We start from the raw sequence: 22,403 nt of genomic DNA on the forward strand, positions 1-22,403 counted from the left end.
TATTGCCTCGCCTAGGGGCCGCCAGCAGAGTCATGTATTTCTGCATTACAATATGGCATCAAAATAAAGAGCTATAGACGTGCCCAACCTCGTTGAAATCCGCGATTTGCACTTTTCCTATGGAAAGCGCGCCATTCTGGCCGGTCTTCATATGGATTTCCCGAAGGGGAAGGTCGTGGCCGTCATGGGCGGCTCCGGCAGCGGCAAGACCACCGTCCTGCGCCTGATCGGTGGACAGTTGCGCCCAAAGACCGGCCAGGTGTCCGTTGACGGCCAGATTGTCCACAACCTCAAGACGGCCGACCTGTACTTGCTGCGTCGCAAGATGGGCATGTTGTTCCAGCACGGCGCCCTGTTTACGGACCTGACGGTCTTTGAAAACGTGGCGTTTCCGCTGCGCGAGCATACCGATCTGCCGGAAGAGCTGATCCGCGATCTGGTGTTGATGAAGCTGCACGCGGTCGGCCTGCGCAACGCGGCCAAGCTGAAACCCGGCGAGATTTCCGGCGGCATGGCGCGGCGTGTCGCGCTGGCGCGTTCGATCGCGCTGGACCCGCAACTGATCATGTACGACGAACCGTTTGCCGGCCTCGACCCGATCTCGATGGGCGTCACGGCCAATCTGATCCGCAACCTGAACGACGCGCTGGGCTCGACCAGCATTCTCGTCTCGCACGACGTCAAGGAATCGTTCCAGATCGCGGACTACGTTTATTTCCTGTCGCAGGGCAAGATCGTTGCCCACGGCACCCCGGCGGACATGATGGTATCGACTGACCCTTACGTAAAACAATTCGTGCATGCGGAAGCGGACGGCCCGGTGCCGTTCCACTATCCCGGCAAGTCGCTGGCCGAGGACCTGGGCCTGGGAGACCGCGCATGATCGGCCATCGCCTGTTGGGCGGGCTCGGCAATACGGTACGCGATTATGTGGAAAGCCTGGGTTACGCCACCCGCACGTTCTTCACGATGCTGGGGCTGTCAGGCGGCCTGCTGCGCCGGCCCCGCCTCATCGTCGAGCAACTGCACTTCATCGGTAACTATTCGCTGCTGATCATCACCTTATCCGGCCTGTTCGTCGGCATGGTGCTGGGCCTGCAGGGTTATTACACGCTGAATAAATACGGCGCCTCCGAGTCGCTGGGCCTGCTGGTGGCGCTGGGACTGACGCGTGAGCTGGGTCCGGTGATCACGGCGCTGCTGTTTGCCGGCCGTGCCGGCACGTCGCTGACGGCGGAAATCGGCCTGATGAAGGCGGGCGAGCAGTTGTCGGCCATGGAAATGATGGCCGTGAACCCGATCCAGCGCGTGCTGGCGCCCCGTTTCTGGGCCGGTGTTGTTGCCGTACCACTGCTGGCATCGGTATTCAGCGCCGTCGGCATCTTTGGCGGCTACCTGGTCGGCGTCAAGCTGATCGGTGTCGACGCCGGGGCGTTCTGGTCGCAGATGCAGTCCGGCGTGGACCTGTGGAAGGACGTTTTCAACGGCTTCGTCAAGAGCGTCGTCTTCGGTATCGCCATCACGTTCATCGCGCTGTACCAGGGCTATGAAGCACGCCCGACCCCCGAGGACGTGGCCGGCGCGACCACGCGGTCCGTCGTCATTTCGTCGCTGATGATCTGGTGGCTCGACTTCATGCTGACGGCATTGATGTTCAGCCGGTAATTTCACGTAGTCGTATGTGCGCTGCCGCTCAGTGCGGTACAGTAAAAACCTATAGGATTAGTTTTATGCAACGCAAATCTCTGGATGTCTGGGTCGGTCTGTTCATCGTGATCGGTGTGGCCGCACTGATGTTCCTGGCGCTGAAAGCGGGCAATAACAGTTCGTTCTCGCTCGCCAAAACGTACGAGATCACGGCCAAGTTCGACAATATCGGCAGCCTGCGGCCGCAGGCGGCAGTGAAGGCGTCGGGCGTGGTGGTGGGCCGTGTAGCGGAAATTGCCTTTGACGACAAGTCGTACAAGGCGGCCGTGACGCTGGAAATGGACTCGACGTACAAGTTCCCGAAAGACAGCTCGGCCAAGATCCTGACGTCGGGTCTGCTGGGCGAGCAGTACATCGGTATCGAAGCCGGTGGCGACGAGAAAAACCTGAGCGCTGGCGACAAGATCGCCCGCACCCAGTCCGCCGCCGTGCTGGAAGACCTGATCAATCAATTTATTTACAGCAAAGCCGCTGAAGGAAAGGACTCCAACTGATGAGCCGCAATACCTCCGTTCTGCTGGTGCTGGCCGCCGCGGCCGCACTGTCCGGCTGTGCCGTCGGTCCCGACAAGCGCGATCCCATGGAAAACTGGAACCGCGCCGTCTTCAAGTTCAACGATACCGTTGACACGTACGCATTGAAGCCGGTTGCCACCGGCTACAAGAACATCACGCCAAGCTTCGTGCGCACGGGCGTGTCGAACTTCTTCGGCAACCTGGGCGATATCTGGACCGGTGCCAACAACCTGCTGCAGGGTAAGGGCGCGGACGGCATGTCGGATATCATGCGCGTGGCGCTGAACTCCACGTTCGGCCTGCTGGGCGTGCTGGACATCGCTTCCGAAGCGGGCCTGCCCAAGCACAAGGAAGATTTCGGCCAGACGATGGGCAAGTGGGGCGTGACGTCCGGTCCGTTCGTGATGCTGCCGCTGCTGGGCCCGTCGACGCTGCGCGATACGGTCGGCCTGCCACTGGACGTCGTGGCCGACCCATGGCGCTACAAGGACCCGGTCAACGTGCGCAATATCGGCTCCGGCACCCGCATCGTCGACCAGCGCGCCGCGCTGCTGGATGCGTCGTCGCTGTTCGAAGACGCCGCGCTGGACCGCTACCAGTTCCTGCGCGACGGCTACCTGCAGCGCCGCCAGAGCCAGGTCTACGACGGCGACGTGCCCCAGGAAAAATCGGACAACGAGGACAACGTACCGGCCCAGCCGGTCGTTAACCCGACGGGCCAGGGCGCGGGCACCTGAACGGAAGCGTTTGGCCGGTCAAGCTATAATCGTTGAACCGGCTGCGCCCGACAGCCTGTGATCCGCCGCACAACACACTATAGGTAATCGAGACATGAAATTCATCAAGCAACTGATTGCTGTCGCCACGCTGGCCTTCGCCACGACGGGCTTTGCCGTCGCCCAGAACGCCAACGAAGCGCCGGACGCGCTCGTCAAGCGCATCAGCTCGGAAGTGCTGACGATCGCCAAGACCGACAAGGACATCCAGGCCGGCAACACCCGCAAGGTCATGGACCTGGTGGAAACGAAAATCCTGCCGTACGTCGACTTCGAACGCATGACGGCGCTGGCCGCCGGCCGCTACTGGCGCGAAGCCACGCCGGAACAGAAGCGTCAGCTGTCGGCCGAATTCCGCACGCTGCTGATCTTCACGTACTCGGGCGCGCTGTCGCAGGTGCGTAACGAGACGATCGAATTCAAGCCGCTGCGCGCCGACCCGAGCGACACGGAAGTGGAAGTGCGGTCGCAGGTCAACATGACCCGCGGCGAACCGATCCTGCTGAACTACCGCGTCGCCAAGGGCGCGTCCGGCTGGAAGATCTACGACATCAATGTGCTGGGCGCCTGGCTGGTGGAAACCTACAAGGGCACCTTCAACGCGGAAATCAGCAAGGGCGGCATCGACGGCCTGATCAAGACGCTGGCCGCGAAGAACAAACAGCTGGCCAACAAGCCGCTGGCCACGGCGAAGAAGTAATCAGCTGACGTCAATAAGCTAACGTAATTCTGTTATCATTGGGGACTCTCGCAGTCCCCAATTTTTTTCCTGATCCGACATGGCCGAATCCGCCAACAACATGTTGTCCCTGACCGCGCTGACCGTGGATAACGCCACGGCCGCGCTGGAGCACGGCCTGGCCGCGATTGCCGCGGGCCAGAACGTGTTCGACCTGCGCAACGTGGTGGCGGTCGATTCGGCGGCCGTGTCGGTGATGCTGGCATGGCAGCGTGCCGCGGCCAACGCCGGCATCAAGCTGGAACTGGTCAACTTGCCGGCCATCCTGAAAAGCCTCACCAAGCTGTACGGTGTCTGCGCGCTGGTCTCCCCCAGCTGTGCGACCAGCCGGCGCGCGACGTTGCCACGTCCGCCGAACTGCATCATCATTGACCCCCGCCTGAACCCCCGCCCCAGGCTGTATCGGCGCTTTTCGGCCGGTCCGGCGTAGTCTGACCGAAATTCCAATATAATTGACCGTTACCGTTGCCAGCAGAGCCACGGTGCCCGCATCGAAGGCCTTCCGGCCGCCAAATGCAACGGTCACGTTGCACCACCAAAAAGAACATCAGGCATGACAGCAATCGAAATCAGTAATGTCGAGAAGCGCTACAAATCGCTCCAGGCACTGGGCGGCGTCTCGCTCTCGATCGAGGAAGGGGAGTTTTTCGGCCTGCTCGGGCCGAACGGCGCCGGCAAGACCACCCTTATTTCCATTATCGCGGGCCTGATCCGGGCCGACAGCGGCAGCGTGAAAATCCATGGGCACGATGTCGTCGGCGATTTCCGCGCCGCCCGCAAGAAGCTGGGCGTGGTGCCGCAGGAACTGGTGTTCGACCCGTTCTTCACGGTGCGCGAAACGCTGCGGCTGCAATCCGGTTATTTCGGGCTGCCCAATAACGACAGGTGGATCGACGAGGTCATGGAAAACCTCGATCTGACCAACAAGGCCGACACCAATATGCGCGCCCTGTCCGGCGGCATGAAGCGCCGCGTGCTGGTGGCCCAGGCACTGGTGCACAAGCCGCCCGTCATCGTGCTCGACGAGCCGACGGCCGGCGTGGACGTGGAACTGCGCCAGACGCTGTGGAAGTTCATCTCGCGCCTGAACCGCGAAGGCCATACCGTTGTCCTGACCACGCACTACCTGGAAGAAGCGCAGGCGATGTGCAAACGGGTGGCGATGCTCAAGTCGGGCAAGGTCGTGGCACTGGACACGATGTCGGCGCTGATCCGCCGCATCTCCGGCTCGCAGCTGATCGTGCACATGAAGGAAGGCGACCTGCCGGACGACATGCGCCACCTGATCACGCACCCGGAGTCCACCGAGACGGGCCGCAAGTACAGCCTGCGCATCAACGACTACGCGGAAGTGGAGCAGATCCTTGCGCGCCTGCGCCAGTCCGGCGCCGTCATCGACGAGATGCAGCTGCAGCAGGCCGACCTGGAAGACATCTTCCTGCAAATTATGGACAAGGGAGCACTGTGATGGGTTCGACCGGTTTCCGCACCCTGGTGTACAAGGAGACGCTGCGCTTTTACAAGGTGGCGACGCAGACGATCGCCGCGCCGATCCTCACCGCCATGCTGTACCTGATGATCTTCGGCCACGTGCTGGAAGGGCGCGTCACCGTCTATCCCGGTGTCAGCTACACGGCGTTCCTGATTCCTGGCCTCGTGATGATGAGCGTGCTGCAAAACGCGTTCGCCAATGCGTCGTCGTCGCTGATCCAGTCGAAGATCACGGGCAACCTCGTGTTCGTGCTGCTCACGCCCCTGTCGCACTGGGAGATCTTCTCGGCCTATACCATCGCCGCCATGGTGCGCGGCATCGCCGTCGGCCTGGGCGTATTCATCGTGACGGCGTGGTTCGCACACATGAGCTTTGTCTGGCCACTGTGGATCGTCGTGTTCGCGCTGCTGGGCGCGGCCATCCTCGGCACGATGGGCCTGATCGCCGGCATCTGGGCCGAGAAATTCGACCAGCTGGCCGCGTTCCAGAACTTCCTGATCATGCCGCTGACGTTCCTGTCCGGCGTGTTCTACTCGATTCACTCGCTGCCGCCATTCTGGCTGACCGTGTCGCACCTGAACCCGTTCTTCTACATGATCGACGGCTTCCGCTACGGCTTCTTTGGCCAGTCCGACATCAATCCCTGGACCAGCCTTGCCATCGTTTCCGCCTTCCTGGTGGTGCTGGCGCTGCTGGCCATCCGGTTGCTGCGTAGCGGCTACAGGTTACGCCACTAAGACGCCATTAAAGAATTATTAGGATCCATCATGACCACGACCCCTGAAGCAATCCACGGCTATATCGCCGCCGGCCTCGAATGCACCCACCTGGAAGTGGAGGGCGACGGCCAGCACTTCCAGGCCGTTATCGTTTCGCCGGCGTTTGCGGGCAAGCGCCCGATCCAGCGCCACCAGCTGGTATACGCGGCGCTGGGCGACCGTATGCGCGAGGAGATCCACGCGCTGTCGATGAAAACCCTGACCCAGAAGAATTCGGAGGATAAGCACATGGACAAACTGCTCATTACCGGCGGCAAGCGCCTCGTTGGCGACATCCAGATCTCCGGCGCCAAGAACGCGGCACTGCCGATCCTGTGCGCAGGCCTGCTGACGGCCGGGGACCTGAATCTGTCGAACGTGCCGAACCTGCACGACGTGGCCACGATGCTCAAGCTGCTGCGCCAGACCGGCCTGTCGGTGGAGCAGAACGGCGACAAGGTCGTCATGAACGGCGCGAAGATCGACAAGCTGGAAGCGCCGTATGAGCTGGTGAAAACCATGCGCGCGTCGATCCTCGTGCTGGGCCCCCTGCTGGCCCGCTTCGGTCAGGCGAAGGTATCGCTGCCGGGCGGCTGCGCCATCGGCTCGCGCCCCGTGGACCAGCACATCAAGGGCCTGCAGGCGCTGGGTGCCGAGATCTCGATCGACGCAGGCTACATCTACGCGAAAGCGAAAAAACTGAAGGGCGCCAGCATCACGACCGACATGATCACGGTTACCGGCACGGAAAACCTGCTGATGGCGGCAACGCTGGCCGAAGGCGAGACGGTGCTGGAAAACGCCGCGTGCGAACCGGAAGTGACGGACCTGGCGAACATGCTGGTGGCGATGGGCGCGAAGATCGACGGTATCGGCACGCACCGCCTGGTGATCCAGGGCGTGGCCGAGCTGCACGGCGCGGAACACACCGTCATCTCCGACCGCATCGAAGCGGCTACGTTCCTGTGCGCGGTAGCGGCGGCCGGTGGCGATGTCACCATTCGCAACACGCGCGTGGACATCATGGACGCGGCGCTGGAGAAGCTGCGCGAGATGGGCCTGCGCCTGACGATCGGCGACACCTGGATACGCGCGCAGATGGATGCGCGCCCGCACCCGGTCAGCTTCAGCACCACCGAGTACCCCGGCTTCCCGACCGACATGCAGGCACAGTTCATGGCCGTCAACACGATTGCCGACGGCAGCAGCACCGTGCAGGAAACGATTTTCGAGAACCGCTTCATGCACGTGCAGGAGATGAACCGCCTGGGCGCGGCCATCCAGACGGACGGCAACACGGCCACCATCAAGGGCGTGTCCCAGCTGATCGGCGCGCCCGTGATGGCGACCGACTTGCGCGCTTCGGCTTCGCTCGTCATCGCCGGCCTGGCAGCGAAAGGGGAAACGCTGATCGACCGCATCTATCACCTCGACCGTGGCTACGACCGCATGGAAGTGAAGCTGTCGGCCGTGGGCGCCAACATCACCCGCATCAAGTAAGCCCATGACGACCATCACCCAGTCACCCGCGGCGGACAATTCGGGCCTGATCCTGGCCCTGTCGAAGGGCCGCATCTTCGAAGACACGCTGCCGCTGCTGGCGGCGGCCGGCATCACCGTCACGGAAAACCCGGAAACGTCGCGCAAGCTGATCCTGCCGACCAACGACCCCAACGTGCGCGTACTGATCGTGCGCGCCACCGACGTGCCGACGTACGTGCAGTACGGCGCCGCCGACTTCGGGGTGGCCGGCAAGGACGTGCTGTTCGAGCACGGCGGCGAAGGCCTGTACCAGCCCGTCGACCTGAACATCGCCAAGTGCCGCATGTCCGTGGCCGTCAAGGCGGGCTTCGATTACGAGACCGCCGTGCGCCAGGGCGCACGCCTGCGCGTGGCCACCAAGTTCACCGAAATGGCACGCCAGCACTTTGCGAAAAAGGGCGTGCACGTCGACCTGATCAAGCTGTATGGCTCGATGGAGCTGGCCCCGCTGGTGGGCCTGTCGGACGCCATCGTCGACCTGGTCAGCACCGGCAGCACGCTGCGCGCGAACAACCTGGTCGAAGTGGAAGAGATCATGGACATCTCGTCGCGCCTCGTCGTCAACCAGGCCGCGCTGAAATTGAAGCGCGCCCGTTTGCAGCCGATTATCGAGGCGTTCGAACGCGCCTCATCCCAAACGTCATAACACCATCATGATCCAACTCCGCAAGCTCGACTCCTCCGCCATCGATTTCCAGGAAACGCTGGACGCCCTGCTGGCGTTCGAAGCGGAAACCGATACCGCCATCGAACACGCTGTCACCGAGATCATCGCGCAGGTGCGCGGCCGCGGCGACGAAGCCGTCGTCGAATACACGAACAGGTTCGATCGTATTCCCCATGGCGGCGCGCCGGACATGCATGCGTTCGAGATCAAGCAGGACGAGTTGACGGCGGCACTGGCCGCGCTGCCGGAAGCACAGCGCGCGGCGTTGCAGACGGCGGCGGAGCGCATCCGCGTGTTCCACGAACGCCAGAAGCAGGAGCTGCAGGGCTTTACGTACACGGAGCCCGACGGCACCGTGCTGGGCCAGCGCATCACGCCGCTGGACCGCGTCGGCATCTATGTCCCCGGCGGCAAGGCGGCGTACCCGTCGTCCGTGCTGATGAACGCCGTGCCGGCCAAAGTCGCGGGCGTGGGCGAGATCGTCATGGTCGTGCCGACGCCGGACGGCATCAAGAATCAGATGGTGCTGGCGGCGGCGGCGATTGCCGGCGTCGATCGCGTGATCGGCATCGGCGGCGCGCAGGCCGTGGCCGCGCTGGCCTACGGCACCGAGTCGATCCAGCCGGTGGACAAGATCGTCGGTCCCGGCAATGCGTATGTCGCCGCCGCCAAGCGCCGCGTGTTCGGCGCCGTCGGCATCGACATGATTGCGGGACCGTCGGAGATCCTCGTCATCTGCGACGGCACCACGGACCCGGACTGGGTCGCCATGGACCTGTTCTCGCAGGCCGAGCATGACGAGCTGGCGCAGGCGATCCTGCTGTGCCCTGATGCGGACTACATCGCCAAGGTGGAAGCGTCGATTGTGAAACTGCTGCCGACGATGCCGCGCCAGGAAGTCATCCGCACGTCGCTGACGGATCGCGGCGCGCTGATCAAGGTGAAGGACATGGACGAAGCGTGCGCGATTGCCAACAGCATCGCCGCCGAGCACCTGGAAATCTCGGCCGAGGAGCCGCAGCAGTGGGCGGACAAGATCCGCCATGCGGGCGCGATGTTCCTGGGCCGCTTCTCGTCCGAATCGCTGGGCGATTACTGCTGCGGTCCGAACCACGTGCTGCCGACGTCGCGCACGGCGCGCTTCTCGTCGCCGCTGGGCGTATACGACTTCCAGAAGCGCTCGTCGGTCATCCAGGTCAGCGAGGCGGGGGCGCAAACCCTCGGCAAGATCGCCGCCGAGCTGGCGTATGGCGAAGGACTGCAGGCGCACGCCCGCAGTGCCGAGCTGCGGTTGAAGACGAATGGCAACTGACAACGCGTCCTGGCTGAATCAGGTCTACTGCGAAGATGCGCTCGCGGGCTTGTCCCGCATCCCCGACGGCTCCGTCGACCTGCTGCTGACCGACCCGCCCTACAACCTGGGCAAGGACTACGGCAACACGTCGGACCAGCAATCGGTCGAGCAATACCTGGCGTGGACGGAACGCTGGATCGATGCGGCGCTGCCGAAGCTCAAAGAGAACGGCAGCCTGTACATCTTCCTGACCTGGCGCTTCTCGCCGGAGATCTTCGTCATGCTGAAAAAGCGCATGACGATGATGAACGAGATTATCTGGGACCGCCGGGTGCCGTCCATGGGCGGCAGCGTGCGCAGCTTCTCGTCGGTGCACGACACGATCGGCTTTTTTGTGCGCCGCAAGGATTACTATTTCGATCTCGACGCCGTGCGCATTCCGTACGACGCCGCGACCAAGAAGGCCCGTTCGCGTTCGATCTTCGTCGGCGCGAAGTGGCTGGAAGTGGGTTACAACCCCAAGGACCTGTGGAGCGTATCGCGCTTGCACAGGGAACATGCGGAAAGGGTCGATCACCCGACGCAAAAGCCGCTGGAGATTATCGAGCGCATGATCAAGGCCTCGTGCCCGCCCGATGGCGTGGTACTGGACCTGTTCATGGGCAGCGGCACGACGGCCGTGGCGGCGCGCCGCACGGGCCGCCGGTTTGTCGGCTTTGAACTCAATGCCGAGTACTGCAAGACGATTGCCCAACGGCTCGCCGCGCTGGAGCATCCGGAGCCAGAACCCGTCGCCAAGGCCCGGCCGAAGCCGCGCGCCGCCAGGGCGAAGCCGTTGCGCCAACCAGATACCGTAGCCAACACCGTGGAGTAAGCATGTCCCTCGAAAGCCTGATCAGCAACACCATCCGTTCCGACGTGCGCGCCATCAAGAGCTATCACGTGCCGGATGCGAGCGGCTTCGTGAAGCTGGACGCGATGGAAAATCCGTACGAGCTGCCGGCCGCGCTGCGTCAGGAGCTGGGCGAGCGCCTGGCCGCCGTCGCGCTGAACCGTTATCCGCCGTCGTACGACGCGCTGCGCCATAAAGTGGCGGCAAAGCTGGGCGTACCGGCGGGTTATGAAGTCCTGCTGGGGAACGGCTCCGATGAGCTGATCTCCATCCTGGCCGCCGCCTGCGCCCATCAGGAGCGCCGCGCCGTCATGATGGCGCCCGTGCCCGCATTCGTCATGTTCCAGCGTTCGGCCCAGGGGGCCGGCATGGACTTCGTCGGCGTGGCCGTGAAAGACGATTTTTCGCTGGACCTGCCGGCGATGCTGGCGGCGATTGCCGAGCACCAGCCGGCGCTGCTGTTCCTCGCTTACCCGAACAACCCGACCGGCAACCTGTTCGATGCCGACACGATGGTCGAAATCATCCGCGCGATGGGCGACAAGGGCCTGGTCGTCGTCGACGAAGCCTACGAGCCATTCGCACAGCAGAGCTTCATGAGCCGCCTGCCGGAATTCGACAACCTGATCGTCATGCGCACGCTGTCGAAGCTCGGCCTGGCCGGCATCCGGCTGGGCTATATGTCCGCCGCGCCGGCGCTGCTGGAGCAGTTCGAGAAGGTACGCCCGCCGTACAACGTCAACGTGATGACGCAGGCGGCGGCCGAGTTTGCGCTGGACCACCTGGACATCCTGAACGGGCAGGCGGCACTGCTGCGCGAGCAGCGCGCGGCCCTGAGCGCGGCGCTGGCGGCGTTGCCCGATGTGACGGTTTTCCCGTCGGCAGCAAATTTCATCACCATCCGTGTGGCCGATGCGGACACCACCCATACGAATCTCCTGGCCCGCAAAATTTTGGTGAAAAATTTGAGTAAAATGCACAGTGTGCTGACGAATTGCCTGCGTATTACCGTCAGCACGCCGGAAGAAAACGCCGCTTTCCTCGACGCCCTCAAAGCGTCGATGGCGGTCTGATCCACCCCAGAGCCTTTCCCATGACCATCGCAGAACGCAGCGCGGAAGTCACGCGCAACACCAACGAGACGCAGATCCGCGTCGCCCTGAACCTGGACGGCACCGGCACGCAAAAGCTGGATACGGGCGTGCCCTTCCTGGACCACATGCTGGACCAGATCGCCCGCCACGGCCTGATCGACCTGGACATCCACGCCACCGGCGACACCCATATCGACAACCACCACACGGTGGAAGATGTCGGCATCACGCTGGGCATGGCCGTGGCCAAGGCCATCGGCGACCGCAAGGGCATCCGCCGCTATGGCCATGCGTATGTGCCGCTGGATGAAGCGCTGTCGCGCGTCGTCATCGATTTCTCGGGCCGTCCCGGCATCGAATACCACATCCCGTTTACCCGCGCGATGATCGGCACGTTCGATGTCGATCTGACCCTGGAGTTCTTCCGTGGCTTCGTCAACCATGCGGGCATCACGCTGCATATCGATAACCTGCGCGGCACCAACGCCCACCACCAGTGCGAAACGGTGTTCAAGGCCTTCGGCCGCGCGCTGCGCATGGCCGTGGAGCGCGACGAGCGCGCCGCGGGAACGATCCCGTCGACCAAAGGAAGCCTGTAATCCACAGGGCTCAGCCAATGAAAAAAATCGTTGTAGTTGATTACGGGATGGGCAACCTGCACTCCGTCGCACAGGCCCTGCGCGCTGTCGCACCGGAGGCCGACATCCGCATCTCCGGCGACCCGGGCGAGATCGACAGCGCCGAACGCATCGTGCTGCCGGGCCAGGGTGCCATGGCCGATTGCATGAAGAGCCTGCGCGAATCGGGTGTCGAGGAAGCGCTGCTGCGCGCCGCCGGAACCAAGCCGCTGATGGGTGTCTGCATCGGCGAGCAGATGCTGTTCGGCGATTCCGAAGAAGGCGGCACGGGGCTGAACCTCCTGCCCGGCAAGGTCGTGCGCTTCCGGCTGGACGGCATGTGCCAGGAAGACGGCTCGCGCTTCAAGGTGCCGCAGATGGGCTGGAACCAGGTGCGCCAGACCATGCCGCACGCGCTGTGGGAAGGCATCCCGGACGAGACATACTTCTATTTCGTGCACAGCTACTACGTGCAGCCCGACGTGGCCGCGCACAGCGTGGGCGAAACCGTCTACGGCCAGCCGTTCTGCTGTGCCGTCGCGAGCGACAATATTTTCGCCACCCAGTTCCACCCGGAGAAAAGCGCCGCCAGCGGCCTGCAGCTGTACAAGAACTTCGTTCACTGGAATCCCTGAAGCAGTCCCACCTTACTACTCATACTGAAAAAGCCATGCTGCTCATTCCTGCCATCGACCTCAAGGACGGTCACTGCGTTCGCCTCAAACAGGGCGATATGGAACTCGCCACTGTATTCTCCGAAGACCCGGGCGCGATGGCGCGCCACTGGCTGGAGCAGGGCGCCCGCCGCCTGCACCTGGTCGACCTGAACGGCGCGTTCGCCGGCAAGCCGAAGAACGAAGGCGCCGTCAAGGCGATCCTGAAAACGGTGCAGGACTTCGCGCTGGAGCACGACATCGACGAGATTCCCGTCCAGCTGGGCGGCGGCATCCGCGACCTCGACACGATCGAGCGCTACCTGGACGACGGCATCAGCTACATCATCATCGGCACGGCCGCCGTGAAAAGCCCGGGCTTCCTGCACGACGCGTGCGGCGCCTTCCCGGGCCACATCATCGTCGGCCTCGATGCGAAAGACGGCAAGGTGGCGACCGACGGCTGGAGCAAGATGTCCGGCCACGAAGTGATCGACCTGGCGCAGAAATTCGAGCAGTACGGCGTGGAATCGATCGTCTACACCGACATCGGCCGTGACGGCATGATGGGCGGCGTGAACATCGAAGCGACGGTGCGCCTGGCGCAAGCCGTGCGCATTCCGATCATCGCCTCGGGCGGGCTGCACAACCTGGCGGACGTGGAAGCGCTGTGCGCCGTGCAGGATGAAGGCATCGAGGGCGTCATCTGCGGCCGCTCGATCTACGAAGGCACGATCAACCTGAACGAAGCGCAGCTGCGCGCGGACGAACTGACGGGCGAACTGCCCGTCGGTGAAGCGGACGAAGGCTGATATGCTTGCCAAACGCATCATTCCCTGCCTGGACGTGACCAATGGCCGCGTCGTCAAGGGTGTCAACTTCACTGAACTGCGCGATGCCGGCGACCCGGTCGAAATCGCGCGCCGCTACGACGAGCAGGGTGCCGACGAACTGACGTTCCTCGACATCACCGCATCGTCGGATAACCGCGGCCTGATCCTCGACATCATCGAGTCCGTCGCGCGCCAGGTGTTCATTCCGCTGACGGTCGGCGGTGGCGTGCGCGAAGTGGCCGACGTGCGCCGCCTGCTCAACGCCGGCGCGGACAAGATCAGCCTGAACACATCGGCCGTCAGCAATCCCGAACTGGTCTACAACGCGTCGCAGAAGCACGGCTCGCAATGCATCATCGTGGCCATCGACGCCAAGCAGGTGGAGCCCGGCCGCTGGGAAGTGTTCACCCATGGCGGGCGCAAGGCGACGGGCCTGGATGCGATCGACTGGGCGAAAAAAATGGAAGCGATGGGCGCCGGCGAGCTGCTCTTGACCAGCATGGACCGCGACGGCACCAAGTCCGGCTTCGACCTGGGCCTGACGCGCACCGTGTCCGACGCCGTCAGCATCCCCGTGATCGCCTCGGGCGGCGTGGGCGGCCTGCAGGATCTGGCGGACGGCATCAAGGTGGGCCGCGCCGATGCCGTGCTGGCCGCTTCGATCTTCCACTACGGCCAGCACACGGTGCACGAAGCGAAATGCTTCATGGCGAAGCAGGGTATTCCGATGCGCATCGACACCAAGGCCGACAGGGTGACGCAATGAGTATCCCGACCACGACGCCCAGTGTGGCGAAAGCCAAATGGCTGAACCGCGTGAAATGGGACGAGCACGGCCTCGTGCCCGTCATCGCGCAGGAGGCGGGCAGCAACGACGTGCTGATGTTCGCCTGGATGAACCGCGACGCGCTGTTCAAGACGGTGGAGCTGGGCGAGGCCGTCTACTGGAGCCGCTCGCGCAAGAAACTGTGGCACAAGGGCGAAGAGTCCGGCCACGTACAGAAGGTGCTGGAAATCCGCCTGGATTGCGACGAGGACGTGGTGCTGCTGAAGGTCGAGCAGGCCGGCGGCATCGCCTGCCATACGGGCCGCCACTCCTGCTTCTTCCAGAAGTTCGACGGCGACGCGCCAAGCGGCGACTGGCAGAACGTGGAGCCCGTGCTGAAGGATCCCGAAGCCATTTACACGGACAAGAGCAAATGACGACAGAAGCAAGTACGATCCTGGACCGCGTGGCGGCCACGATCGAAGGGCGCAAGCTGGCCAACGGCGGCGACCCCGCCACCTCGTACGTCTCGAAGCTGTTTTCAAAGGGCGACGACGCCATCCTGAAAAAGATCGGCGAGGAAGCGACGGAGCTGGTGATGGCGGCCAAGGACGCCCGCGCCGCTGGCGACGCCGGCAAGGTGTTGTACGAGTGCGCCGACCTGTGGTTTCATTCGCTGGTACTGCTGGCGCAGTTCGACCTGACGCCGCAACAGGTGCTGGACGAGCTGGCGCGCCGCGAAGGCGTCTCGGGCATCGCCGAAAAAGCCGCACGCCCGGACAACTGAACCGACAACCCGACAAGGAACGACCGTGGACAACTGCCTGTTCTGCAAGATCGCCGCCAAACAGATCCCCGCCTCGATCGTCTATGAAGACGACGACGTGCTGGCCTTCAAGGACATCAACCCGGCCGCGCCGGTACACCTGCTGATCATCCCGAAGGGGCACGTCTCGACGCTGTCCGATTGCGACGCCAGCCATACCGCCGTGCTGGGCAAGATGCTGGCCCTGGCGCCACGCCTGGCCGAAGAGCACGGCATCTCGGTGGTCGAAGATGCCGAAGGCGCGCCGTCGCGCGGCTACAAGACGCTGATCAACAGCGGACCGGATGGCGGCCAGGTCGTGTATCACCTGCACATGCACGTGTACGGCGGCCCGCGCCCGTGGCGCGGCATGCATTAAGTCAAAACGGTAAAACCGGTGACAGGCTCCTGTTTTCGTGCCTCCGGGCCTAAAAATAGGAGCCTGTCACCTGAAATTTCCGGGCGTTAATGACAGGCACATGACATCGCGCGATCGCGTATACTGTGTCGATTAACCGGATTCGGGCGAGAAGCCCTGCAAGGAGAAAATTATGGGTTCCATGAGCATCTGGCACTGGCTGATCGTCCTCGTCGTCGTCATGCTGGTCTTCGGTACGAAAAAACTGGGCAATATCGGCTCCGACCTGGGCAAGGCCGTCAAGGGCTTCAAGGATGGCGTCAAGACCGACGAAGAGAAACCAAACGGTGGCGCTACGCCGACGCCGCCCCTTCGCAGGTGACCGACAAGGGCACCATCGAAGTGGAAGCCAAGGAAAAGCAGAAGCTGTAACGCGATGCGCCGGCTTTGCTGGCGCGTCCCCGGCGAATCTCTATGATCGATCTCGGTCTCTCCAAACTTGCCATCATCGGCGTCGTTGCGCTGGTGGTCATCGGTCCCGAAAAGCTGCCGAAGGTGGCCCGCATGGCGGGCACCCTGTACGGGCGCGCGCAGCGCTACCTCCATGACGTCAAATCCGAGGTCAGCCGCGAAATCGAACTGGAAGAGCTGCGCAACCTGCAGAAGAATGTGCAGGAGCAGGCCCAGTCGATCAAGGCCGACGTGGAACAGTCGATTGCGCAGAACATGGCGGAAGTGGAAGGCGCGTTCCGCGTCGACGACCCCGCCACCGATTCGTATGGCAACGATTATTCGTCCGTCAGCACGGAGCACGTCGCGCGCAAAGCCAAGGAATTTCGCCGCAAGCGCCTCGTGCGCACCTCGGCCGTTCCGCTCTGGTACAAGCAGAAGAATGGCGGCCGTACGCACGTCGTTTCCGGCGCGGCCCGCGTCGCCCGCTTCCGCCCGCGTAACGGCAAACCTCCTGCCTCGTTCTATTAACTAATGAGCACTGAAAACCCGGCCGAAGAAACTTTCATCAGCCACCTGATCGAACTGCGTGACCGGCTGGTCAAGGCGTCCATCGGCATCCTTATCGCCACCGCGGCCCTGATGTTCTGGCCCGGCCCGGCCCATATCTACGACATGCTGGCGCAGCCGATGATCGCCGCGCTGCCCGTCGGGTCGAAAATGATCGCCACGGGCGTCATCGCACCATTCCTGGTGCCGATGAAGGTGACGTTATTGCTGGGCTTCGTGCTGTCGCTGCCGTGGGTGCTGTACCAGATGTGGGCGTTTGTCGCGCCGGGCCTGTACACGCATGAAAAGCGCCTTGTCGCGCCGCTGGTGATTTCGTCGTCGCTGCTGTTCATTGGCGGCGTCGCGTTCTGTTATTTCCTCGTGTTCGGCCGCGTGTTCGCGTTCATCAGCGAGTTTTCGCCGTCATCGATCGCCGTCACGCCGGACATCGAGAACTACCTCGACTTCGTCATGTCCATGTGCCTGGCGTTCGGCGCCGCCTTCGAGGTGCCGGTCGTCGTCGTTATCCTCGTGCGGATGGGCATCGTTTCGCTGGCCAAGCTGAAGGAATGGCGGCCGTACGTGATCGTCGGCGCCTTCGTCATCGCCGCCATCGTCACGCCGCCGGACGTCGTCAGCCAGTTCTCGCTGGCCATTCCGATGTGGCTGCTGTTCGAGGTGGGGCTGCTGGTATCGCCGATGTTCGTCAAGCTGACGCAGGCACCGGAAGAGCAGGTTTAGTAAAAAACACCAACGCCAACCGCACGGTTGGCGTTGTCGTTCATGGCTCAGGCAGGCAAGGGCGCTGGCGCTCGGCAGCTGCCGACCAGGGCGTCGCCTAGCGCGGCTCGCCCGCGGCGTCCACGAACCTTGCTGTCAGACGCCTGATGGCACCTTCGGTCGGAGAGCAGCCAGTGCCCAAAATGATCTGTCCCGGCGTTTATAGCGGCGCGAAAATGGCCTGCAGGTCGTCCTGCGTCAGCTGCACGTTGAGCATGCCGCCTTCGCCCATCACCGTGTCCGCCAGTGCACCCTTGCGCCGCTGCATTTCCTGGATTTTCTCTTCCAGCGTGCCCTGGGCAATGAGCTTGTAGACAAACACGGGCTTGTCCTGGCCGATGCGCCAGGCGCGGTCGGTGGCCTGGTTTTCCGCGGCCGGGTTCCACCACGGGTCGTAATGGATGACGACGTCCGCCGCCGTCAGGTTCAGGCCCACACCGCCCGCTTTCAGGCTGATCAGGAACACGGGCACGTTGCCTCCCTGGAAGGCACTGACGGGGGTGACACGGTCTTCCGTATCGCCCGTCAGCGTGACGAAGTCGAAGGCGCGACTGCGCAGCTCGGCCGCGATCAGCTCGAGCATGCTGGTGAACTGCGAGAAGATCAGCAGCTTGCGCCCTTCGCTCAGCAGCGTTTCGACCAGTTCCATGAGTGCTTCCAGCTTGGCCGACCCGGCGTTTTTTGGTACGCCCACCCGTTTGACCAGGCGCGGGTCGCAGCACACCTGGCGCAGCTTCAGCAGCGCATCGAGGATGACGATCTGGCTGCGCGCCACGCCCTTGCGGTCGATTTCGTCGCGAATCTTCCGGTCCAGCGCCACGCGCACCGTTTCGTACAAATCGCGTTGCGCACTGCCCAGCTCGATCGGCAGGACGATTTCCGTTTTTGGCGGCAGCTCGCGGGCGACCTTGTCCTTGGTCCGGCGCAGCATGAATGGCTTGACGCGTTTGGTCAGAAAATCGCTGCGCGCCATGTTGCCGCCCTGCTCGATAGGCTTGCGAAAGCGCGTGTTGAATGTCTTGGCGTCGCCCAGCAGGCCGGGCATCAGGAAGTGGAACTGCGACCACAGCTCGCCGAGATGGTTCTGCAGCGGCGTACCCGTCAGGCACAGCCGGTGCCGTGCCCGGATCAGCTGCGCTGTCTGCGTGGCCTTGGCGCGGCTGTTCTTGATGTACTGTGACTCGTCCAGGATCAGCAGGTGGAACTGGTACCGCAGCAGTTCTTCCTCGTCGCGCGGCAGCAGCGCGTAGGTTGTCAGCACGAGGTCGGCGTTGGCGATCTGGCCGAACTGCGCCAGGCGTTCCTTGCCACGCAGCGGCAGCACGCGCAGGTCGGGCGCAAAACGGGCCGCTTCGGCGCACCAGTTGCCGACCAGGCTCGTGGGCACGACAACGAGCGCCGGCGCATCCAGGCGACCGGCCTCTTTTTCGATCAGGATATGCGCCAGCGTTTGCACCGTCTTGCCCAGGCCCATGTCGTCGGCCAGGATGCCCGCGAAATCGTATTCGCGCAGGAACTGCATCCACGCCAGCCCTTCGCGCTGGTAGTCGCGCAGGCTGGCGCGCAGGCCTGCCGGTGGCGCGACGTCGGCCACGCCGCCGAACTCACCCAGCCGCCGGCCCAGCCGGCGCAGGCGTTCGCCGCCCATCCAGTGCAGCTGCGCCGCCCGTTCCAGTTCGGCCAGCCGCGCCGCGTCGATCAGCGGCAGGCGCAGTACGCCTTCCAGGTCGTCGCGGAAATACAGCTCGCCCAGTACGGCCAGGATCGGCTTGACGCGGCCCCACGGCAGCGCGACGCGGCCGCCATCGGGCAACTGCACGAGCAGCAGGCTGGTGTCCGGATGCTGCGCCAGCGCGGCGGGATCGAAGTGGTCGGGGGCATTGCGGATCAGCTGCACCAGCAGCGGCACCAGCGGCTGGCGCTTGCCGGCCACGATGATGCCCAGCTCCAGGTCGAACCAGCCGTTGCCGGCCTTTGCCTCGTCGCCGACGTCCGCGTACCAGTCGTCCACCTGCAGCAGGTTGTAGCGGAAGTCGTCGCTGAACAGGATGTCCCATCCCGCCGCGCGCAGGGCGGCGATGCCGTGCTGCGTCAAGGCGAGCCATTGCTCCTGCGTGTGCAGTGTCAACTGGCCCAGTTCGCGCATCGAACGGCTGCGCTCGCATGGCACGAAGCCCATGTCGGCGAGCAGGTCCGCGGCGGCCTGTTCCGCCACCATGTTACGGGCGACCATCTCGATACCATCGTCCGTGATCCGGCGCAGCACCGGCGGACCGCTGAACGGAACGTACGTGCCGTCGTAATCGAAGCCGGGTTGAGCGTAGTCGAGCCAGGTAGCGCGGTCGAGCCGGGTGCTGCTCAGCGTCAGGCACGGCACGGGAACGATGTCGTCGCGCTCGCGCCGCTGCAATGGCGGCGGCAGCAGGGCATCCAGACCTTGCTCGATCATCCGGCGTGTCACGTCGGCGCATTCGGCCGGGTCCAGCACGGGCGACTGTTCCAGCAAGGTCAGCAGCAGTGGCGCGGGAATGCGGCGCACGCTGTCCGGCAGCACCAGCTCGCCCAGTTGGCCGTCATGCAGATAAAACAGCGGCTCGGTGGGGAACACGTGTTCGACCCGCTGGCCGTCTTCAAACAGGCAACGGATGCAGACACCCGTGTCATCGTTGCCGACGGCATGCCAGCCAAACGTCACACCGCGCGGCGGGCCCCGGCGGATTGGCGTCGCGTCGCCCGCCTTCAGTGCCGTGCGCGAGTCGGCCCACCACAGATTGCCCTCGTCCAGCAGAAGCCGGAGCAGCTGTCCGGCAACCTTTCCGGCAGGCTTCAAGTCGACGCTGAAGGGACTGGCCTCGCGTGCCAGCTGGTACATGTCGATCGCCAGCTTGTCCTCCGGCAGCACATGCGCCGGCGGGGCGTTGCGCAGCGCCCGCGTATCGCTGACCGGACTGGCCGTGCCCAGCTTGCCGCTGGCGTAGATGCGGCCGCCGCACAGATACAGATTGACGGTGCCGCTGCGCTCGTCCGGCATCAGTGCATACACAATCCGCATGCCCGACCGCTGGGCGGGTGCCTCCATGGCGCGGTTCGCCGACGCCAGTTGCGCCAGCCATTGGGAGGCTGGGACCGGTCTGCCCGGCGCCTGGCCGCGTGGCGGCTGATCCGCACCATACTGCGCTGCCAGCAACACGGCCACCACGTGCTTGCAGTTGCGTGCGACGGGGCAGCTGCAATGGCCGTCGACGCGCATCCTGCCGTATCCCGAGCTGACCCGGATCGTCTGTGCGTAGATGCTGCGCCCCGTACCGCTGACCTCGCCCACCAGACGGTCGCCCTCGACATCGATGCGCCGCACCATGCCGCCCATGGCGTAGCGCTCGCCGCGGGCGAAGGTGGCGGCGTCAAACGCGTCACGGATAATGTCGGGATGGAAGGACATGGAGTTGGCCGGCGCTCAAAAGATCCATTATCTTCGATCCCGTCGTCAGCGCGGCGTTCGGTGGCCAGGCTGACGCCGACCATGGAGCGTCTGGATCGTGTTTTATCGAAAATTTCAAAAATCGGGGGACAGTCTCCGATTTCCGGCACTCTTTCCTCAAGAAAGCTTTTATCGAAGTTCATAAAGATAGTTGTAGACGACCGGTCTAATCTGGTTTATAGTCCAACCCATGAACAGCGCCACCACCAACCCAGCCACCGACGTTCGCGCCAATATCCTGGCGACGGGTCAGCGCATCATGGCTGGCAAGGGTTACTCGGCGGTGGGGCTGAATGAAATCCTGACGGCAGCAGGTGTGCCGAAGGGCTCGTTCTACCATTACTTCGGCTCGAAGGATGCTTTCGGCGAAGCGCTGCTGCAGAACTATTTTGACGATTACCTGGCCGAGATCGACCGGACCATGGCAGCGCCGGGCCTGACGATGGCGCAGCGCCTGATGAGTTACTTTCAGCTGTGGCAGGACTCGCAATCGTTCGAGGATTGCCAGGGCAAGTGCCTGGCTGTCAAGCTGGGCGCCGAGGTGGCCGACCTGTCCGAAGCGATGCGTCGGGTATTGCGACGCGGGACGGATGGGATCGTCGGCCGCCTCACCGCGGCAATCGAAGCGGGGGTGGGTGAGGGCTCACTTGACATCGATGGTAGCGCGGCCGACGCGGCGCGCACGTTGTACCAGCTGTGGCTGGGAGCCAGCATCATGGTCAAGATCGAGCGCTCGACGGCGCCTTTTGCGACTGCGCTAGCCTCCACCCGGCAGATTTTGCACCTTGCTTCGTAACACCGGAGCAAGGCTGTTGTCCGCTTCCTCGTGAAGTGTTTTTTTTGGCCGAACCTTAGACGACTGGTCTACTATACGGCTCTACTTAGGAGAAGCACCATGAAAGTTCTGATCGTTCTGACCTCGCATGACCAACTGGGCAACACTGGCCGCAAGACCGGTTTCTGGCTGGAAGAGCTGGCCGCGCCGTACTACGCGTTCAAGGAAGCGGGCGCGCAGATCGTGCTGGCGTCGCCCAAAGGAGGCCAGCCGCCGCTGGACCCGAAAAGCAATGAACCGGGCTTCCAGACCGACCTCACCCGCCGCTTCGAAGCCGATGCGCAAGCGACGGCGCAACTGGCTGCCACCGTGCGCCTGGACAGCGTGTCGCAAGCGGACTTCGATACCGTTTTCTACCCGGGCGGCCACGGCCCGCTGTGGGACCTGGCCGAAGACCGCGACTCCATCGCGCTGATCGAAGCGTTCCTGGCGGCGAACAAGCCGGTCGCGCTGGTCTGCCATGCGCCGGGCGTATTGCGCCATGTACGCACGCCAGCCGGACGTCCGCTGGTCGAAGGCAAGCAGGTCACCGGTTTCACCAACACCGAGGAAGCCGCAGTGGAACTGACCGATATCGTGCCGTTCCTGGTCGAGGACGAACTGAAAGCGGGCGGGGGCATCTTCTCCCGCGGCGACGACTGGGCGTCCTACGTGGTACGCGACGGCCTGCTGATCACGGGCCAGAACCCGGCTTCGTCGGCCGAAGCGGCTGCCCTGCTGGTAACGCAGCTGCGCGAGCGCGCCGGCGCCTGAACCCGCGACCCCGGCGGATGCCCGCCACGCGGGCGTCCGCCAGCCCCGCC

25 protein-coding genes and 1 pseudogene are annotated in these 22,403 nt (G+C 63.7%); 25 read left to right on the forward strand and 1 reads right to left on the reverse strand.

The genetic code is table 11. The features are described 5' to 3' along the window. Nucleotides 1-79: 79 nt before the first annotated feature. The 23 genes and pseudogenes from E1742_RS16790 (at nt 80) to tatC (ending at nt 17,248) form a co-directional block, all read left to right on the forward strand. Entirely contained in the window at nt 80-883 is an 804-nt protein-coding gene (locus E1742_RS16790; RefSeq protein WP_134386126.1) for an ABC transporter ATP-binding protein, read from the forward strand. After that, on the forward strand, nt 880-1,665 hold the full coding sequence (gene mlaE, locus E1742_RS16795) for a lipid asymmetry maintenance ABC transporter permease subunit MlaE (RefSeq protein ID WP_134386127.1): 786 nt from the start codon (nt 880-882) through the stop codon (nt 1,663-1,665). The genes E1742_RS16790 and mlaE overlap by 4 nt, the downstream gene beginning before the upstream one ends. Before the next feature lie 65 nt (nt 1,666-1,730). Beyond that, nucleotides 1,731-2,201, forward strand: a complete 471-nt coding sequence (mlaD, locus tag E1742_RS16800) for an outer membrane lipid asymmetry maintenance protein MlaD (protein WP_134386128.1) — start codon at nt 1,731-1,733, stop codon at nt 2,199-2,201. Continuing rightward, nucleotides 2,201-2,959 (forward strand): MlaA family lipoprotein, encoded by a 759-nt coding sequence (locus E1742_RS16805; protein ID WP_134386129.1) that lies wholly within the window; start codon nt 2,201-2,203, stop codon nt 2,957-2,959. Before mlaD ends, E1742_RS16805 begins: the two co-directional genes overlap by 1 nt. 94 nt (nt 2,960-3,053) lie before the next feature. Next, a complete protein-coding gene (locus E1742_RS16810; protein WP_134386130.1) occupies nt 3,054-3,698 on the forward strand; it encodes an MlaC/ttg2D family ABC transporter substrate-binding protein in 645 nt (214 codons plus the stop codon). Nucleotides 3,699-3,777: 79 nt separating this feature from the next. Next, nucleotides 3,778-4,167 (forward strand): STAS domain-containing protein, encoded by a 390-nt coding sequence (locus tag E1742_RS16815; RefSeq protein ID WP_134386131.1) that lies wholly within the window; start codon nt 3,778-3,780, stop codon nt 4,165-4,167. A gap of 123 nt (nt 4,168-4,290) precedes the next feature. Beyond that, entirely contained in the window at nt 4,291-5,205 is a 915-nt protein-coding gene (locus tag E1742_RS16820; RefSeq protein WP_134386132.1) for an ABC transporter ATP-binding protein, read from the forward strand. Continuing rightward, nucleotides 5,205-5,966 (forward strand): ABC transporter permease, encoded by a 762-nt coding sequence (locus E1742_RS16825; protein WP_134386133.1) that lies wholly within the window; start codon nt 5,205-5,207, stop codon nt 5,964-5,966. The genes E1742_RS16820 and E1742_RS16825 overlap by 1 nt, the downstream gene beginning before the upstream one ends. 30 nt (nt 5,967-5,996) lie before the next feature. Beyond that, on the forward strand, nt 5,997-7,487 hold the full coding sequence (gene murA, locus E1742_RS16830; protein ID WP_134386134.1) for a UDP-N-acetylglucosamine 1-carboxyvinyltransferase: 1,491 nt from the start codon (nt 5,997-5,999) through the stop codon (nt 7,485-7,487). Between the two features lie 4 nt (nt 7,488-7,491). Further along, a complete protein-coding gene (hisG, locus tag E1742_RS16835) occupies nt 7,492-8,175 on the forward strand; it encodes an ATP phosphoribosyltransferase (protein ID WP_134386135.1) in 684 nt (227 codons plus the stop codon). A 4-nt stretch (nt 8,176-8,179) separates the two neighbouring features. Then, nucleotides 8,180-9,508: a histidinol dehydrogenase gene (hisD, locus tag E1742_RS16840; RefSeq protein ID WP_134386136.1), complete on the forward strand. Its 1,329-nt coding sequence runs from the start codon at nt 8,180-8,182 to the stop codon at nt 9,506-9,508. Next, nucleotides 9,498-10,364: a DNA-methyltransferase gene (locus E1742_RS16845; protein ID WP_134386137.1), complete on the forward strand. Its 867-nt coding sequence runs from the start codon at nt 9,498-9,500 to the stop codon at nt 10,362-10,364. The genes hisD and E1742_RS16845 overlap by 11 nt, the downstream gene beginning before the upstream one ends. 2 nt (nt 10,365-10,366) lie before the next feature. Then, a complete protein-coding gene (hisC, locus tag E1742_RS16850; RefSeq protein WP_134386138.1) occupies nt 10,367-11,455 on the forward strand; it encodes a histidinol-phosphate transaminase in 1,089 nt (362 codons plus the stop codon). Nucleotides 11,456-11,475: 20 nt separating this feature from the next. Continuing rightward, on the forward strand, nt 11,476-12,075 hold the full coding sequence (gene hisB / locus E1742_RS16855) for an imidazoleglycerol-phosphate dehydratase HisB (protein ID WP_134386139.1): 600 nt from the start codon (nt 11,476-11,478) through the stop codon (nt 12,073-12,075). Nucleotides 12,076-12,092: 17 nt separating this feature from the next. Continuing rightward, nucleotides 12,093-12,728: an imidazole glycerol phosphate synthase subunit HisH gene (hisH, locus tag E1742_RS16860; RefSeq protein WP_134386140.1), complete on the forward strand. Its 636-nt coding sequence runs from the start codon at nt 12,093-12,095 to the stop codon at nt 12,726-12,728. Nucleotides 12,729-12,763: 35 nt separating this feature from the next. Continuing rightward, entirely contained in the window at nt 12,764-13,558 is a 795-nt protein-coding gene (gene hisA, locus E1742_RS16865; RefSeq protein ID WP_134386141.1) for a 1-(5-phosphoribosyl)-5-[(5-phosphoribosylamino)methylideneamino]imidazole-4-carboxamide isomerase, read from the forward strand. Between the two features lies 1 nt (nt 13,559). Continuing rightward, a complete protein-coding gene (hisF, locus tag E1742_RS16870) occupies nt 13,560-14,345 on the forward strand; it encodes an imidazole glycerol phosphate synthase subunit HisF (RefSeq protein WP_134386142.1) in 786 nt (261 codons plus the stop codon). After that, entirely contained in the window at nt 14,342-14,782 is a 441-nt protein-coding gene (hisI, locus tag E1742_RS16875; protein ID WP_134386143.1) for a phosphoribosyl-AMP cyclohydrolase, read from the forward strand. The genes hisF and hisI overlap by 4 nt, the downstream gene beginning before the upstream one ends. Beyond that, nucleotides 14,779-15,132, forward strand: coding sequence for a phosphoribosyl-ATP diphosphatase (locus tag E1742_RS16880; RefSeq protein WP_134386144.1), 354 nt, complete (start codon nt 14,779-14,781; stop codon nt 15,130-15,132). The genes hisI and E1742_RS16880 overlap by 4 nt, the downstream gene beginning before the upstream one ends. Before the next feature lie 25 nt (nt 15,133-15,157). Beyond that, nucleotides 15,158-15,529, forward strand: coding sequence for a histidine triad nucleotide-binding protein (locus E1742_RS16885; RefSeq protein WP_134386145.1), 372 nt, complete (start codon nt 15,158-15,160; stop codon nt 15,527-15,529). A gap of 172 nt (nt 15,530-15,701) precedes the next feature. After that, nucleotides 15,702-15,940, forward strand: a pseudogene (tatA, locus tag E1742_RS16890) (Sec-independent protein translocase subunit TatA). Nucleotides 15,941-15,982: 42 nt separating this feature from the next. After that, nucleotides 15,983-16,489, forward strand: coding sequence for a Sec-independent protein translocase protein TatB (tatB, locus tag E1742_RS16895; RefSeq protein WP_134386147.1), 507 nt, complete (start codon nt 15,983-15,985; stop codon nt 16,487-16,489). Nucleotides 16,490-16,492: 3 nt separating this feature from the next. Continuing rightward, nucleotides 16,493-17,248: a twin-arginine translocase subunit TatC gene (tatC, locus tag E1742_RS16900; RefSeq protein WP_134386148.1), complete on the forward strand. Its 756-nt coding sequence runs from the start codon at nt 16,493-16,495 to the stop codon at nt 17,246-17,248. Between the two features lie 199 nt (nt 17,249-17,447). Here tatC and E1742_RS16905 read toward each other — a convergent pair whose 3' ends face one another. Beyond that, nucleotides 17,448-20,726 carry a DEAD/DEAH box helicase gene (locus tag E1742_RS16905; protein ID WP_229466035.1) on the reverse strand — a complete coding sequence of 1,093 codons (3,279 nt, stop codon included), beginning with the start codon at nt 20,724-20,726 and terminating at the stop codon, nt 17,448-17,450. 229 nt (nt 20,727-20,955) lie between these two features. Here E1742_RS16905 and E1742_RS16910 point away from each other — a divergent pair, with 229 nt between their 5' ends. Further along, a complete protein-coding gene (locus E1742_RS16910) occupies nt 20,956-21,561 on the forward strand; it encodes a TetR/AcrR family transcriptional regulator (protein WP_134386149.1) in 606 nt (201 codons plus the stop codon). 99 nt (nt 21,562-21,660) lie between these two features. Beyond that, on the forward strand, nt 21,661-22,353 hold the full coding sequence (locus E1742_RS16915; protein ID WP_134386150.1) for a type 1 glutamine amidotransferase domain-containing protein: 693 nt from the start codon (nt 21,661-21,663) through the stop codon (nt 22,351-22,353). Nucleotides 22,354-22,403: the final 50 nt, after the last annotated feature.

Source organism: Pseudoduganella plicata, assembly GCF_004421005.1.
Taxonomy (GTDB): Bacteria; Pseudomonadota; Gammaproteobacteria; order Burkholderiales; family Burkholderiaceae_D; genus Rugamonas; species Rugamonas plicata.

Excerpts from the sequence above, each read along its gene's own strand:
- E1742_RS16825 (WP_134386133.1), top strand. The coding sequence starts at position 5,205 with ATGGGTTCGACCGGTTTCCGCACCCTGGTGTACAAGGAGACGCTGCGC.
- E1742_RS16910 (WP_134386149.1), top strand. The coding sequence starts at position 20,956 with ATGAACAGCGCCACCACCAACCCAGCCACCGACGTTCGCGCCAATATC.
- E1742_RS16905 (WP_229466035.1), bottom strand. The coding sequence starts at position 20,726 with ATGTCCTTCCATCCCGACATTATCCGTGACGCGTTTGACGCCGCCACC.
- E1742_RS16845 (WP_134386137.1), top strand. The coding sequence starts at position 9,498 with ATGGCAACTGACAACGCGTCCTGGCTGAATCAGGTCTACTGCGAAGAT.
- E1742_RS16815 (WP_134386131.1), top strand. The coding sequence starts at position 3,778 with ATGGCCGAATCCGCCAACAACATGTTGTCCCTGACCGCGCTGACCGTG.
- hisB (WP_134386139.1), top strand. The coding sequence starts at position 11,476 with ATGACCATCGCAGAACGCAGCGCGGAAGTCACGCGCAACACCAACGAG.
- hisH (WP_134386140.1), top strand. The coding sequence starts at position 12,093 with ATGAAAAAAATCGTTGTAGTTGATTACGGGATGGGCAACCTGCACTCC.
- E1742_RS16880 (WP_134386144.1), top strand. The coding sequence starts at position 14,779 with ATGACGACAGAAGCAAGTACGATCCTGGACCGCGTGGCGGCCACGATC.
- murA (WP_134386134.1), top strand. The coding sequence starts at position 5,997 with ATGACCACGACCCCTGAAGCAATCCACGGCTATATCGCCGCCGGCCTC.
- E1742_RS16915 (WP_134386150.1), top strand. The coding sequence starts at position 21,661 with ATGAAAGTTCTGATCGTTCTGACCTCGCATGACCAACTGGGCAACACT.
- hisG (WP_134386135.1), top strand. The coding sequence starts at position 7,492 with ATGACGACCATCACCCAGTCACCCGCGGCGGACAATTCGGGCCTGATC.
- E1742_RS16820 (WP_134386132.1), top strand. The coding sequence starts at position 4,291 with ATGACAGCAATCGAAATCAGTAATGTCGAGAAGCGCTACAAATCGCTC.
- tatC (WP_134386148.1), top strand. The coding sequence starts at position 16,493 with ATGAGCACTGAAAACCCGGCCGAAGAAACTTTCATCAGCCACCTGATC.
- E1742_RS16810 (WP_134386130.1), top strand. The coding sequence starts at position 3,054 with ATGAAATTCATCAAGCAACTGATTGCTGTCGCCACGCTGGCCTTCGCC.
- mlaE (WP_134386127.1), top strand. The coding sequence starts at position 880 with ATGATCGGCCATCGCCTGTTGGGCGGGCTCGGCAATACGGTACGCGAT.
- tatB (WP_134386147.1), top strand. The coding sequence starts at position 15,983 with ATGATCGATCTCGGTCTCTCCAAACTTGCCATCATCGGCGTCGTTGCG.
- hisA (WP_134386141.1), top strand. The coding sequence starts at position 12,764 with ATGCTGCTCATTCCTGCCATCGACCTCAAGGACGGTCACTGCGTTCGC.
- E1742_RS16805 (WP_134386129.1), top strand. The coding sequence starts at position 2,201 with ATGAGCCGCAATACCTCCGTTCTGCTGGTGCTGGCCGCCGCGGCCGCA.
- mlaD (WP_134386128.1), top strand. The coding sequence starts at position 1,731 with ATGCAACGCAAATCTCTGGATGTCTGGGTCGGTCTGTTCATCGTGATC.
- hisC (WP_134386138.1), top strand. The coding sequence starts at position 10,367 with ATGTCCCTCGAAAGCCTGATCAGCAACACCATCCGTTCCGACGTGCGC.
- hisF (WP_134386142.1), top strand. The coding sequence starts at position 13,560 with ATGCTTGCCAAACGCATCATTCCCTGCCTGGACGTGACCAATGGCCGC.
- hisI (WP_134386143.1), top strand. The coding sequence starts at position 14,342 with ATGAGTATCCCGACCACGACGCCCAGTGTGGCGAAAGCCAAATGGCTG.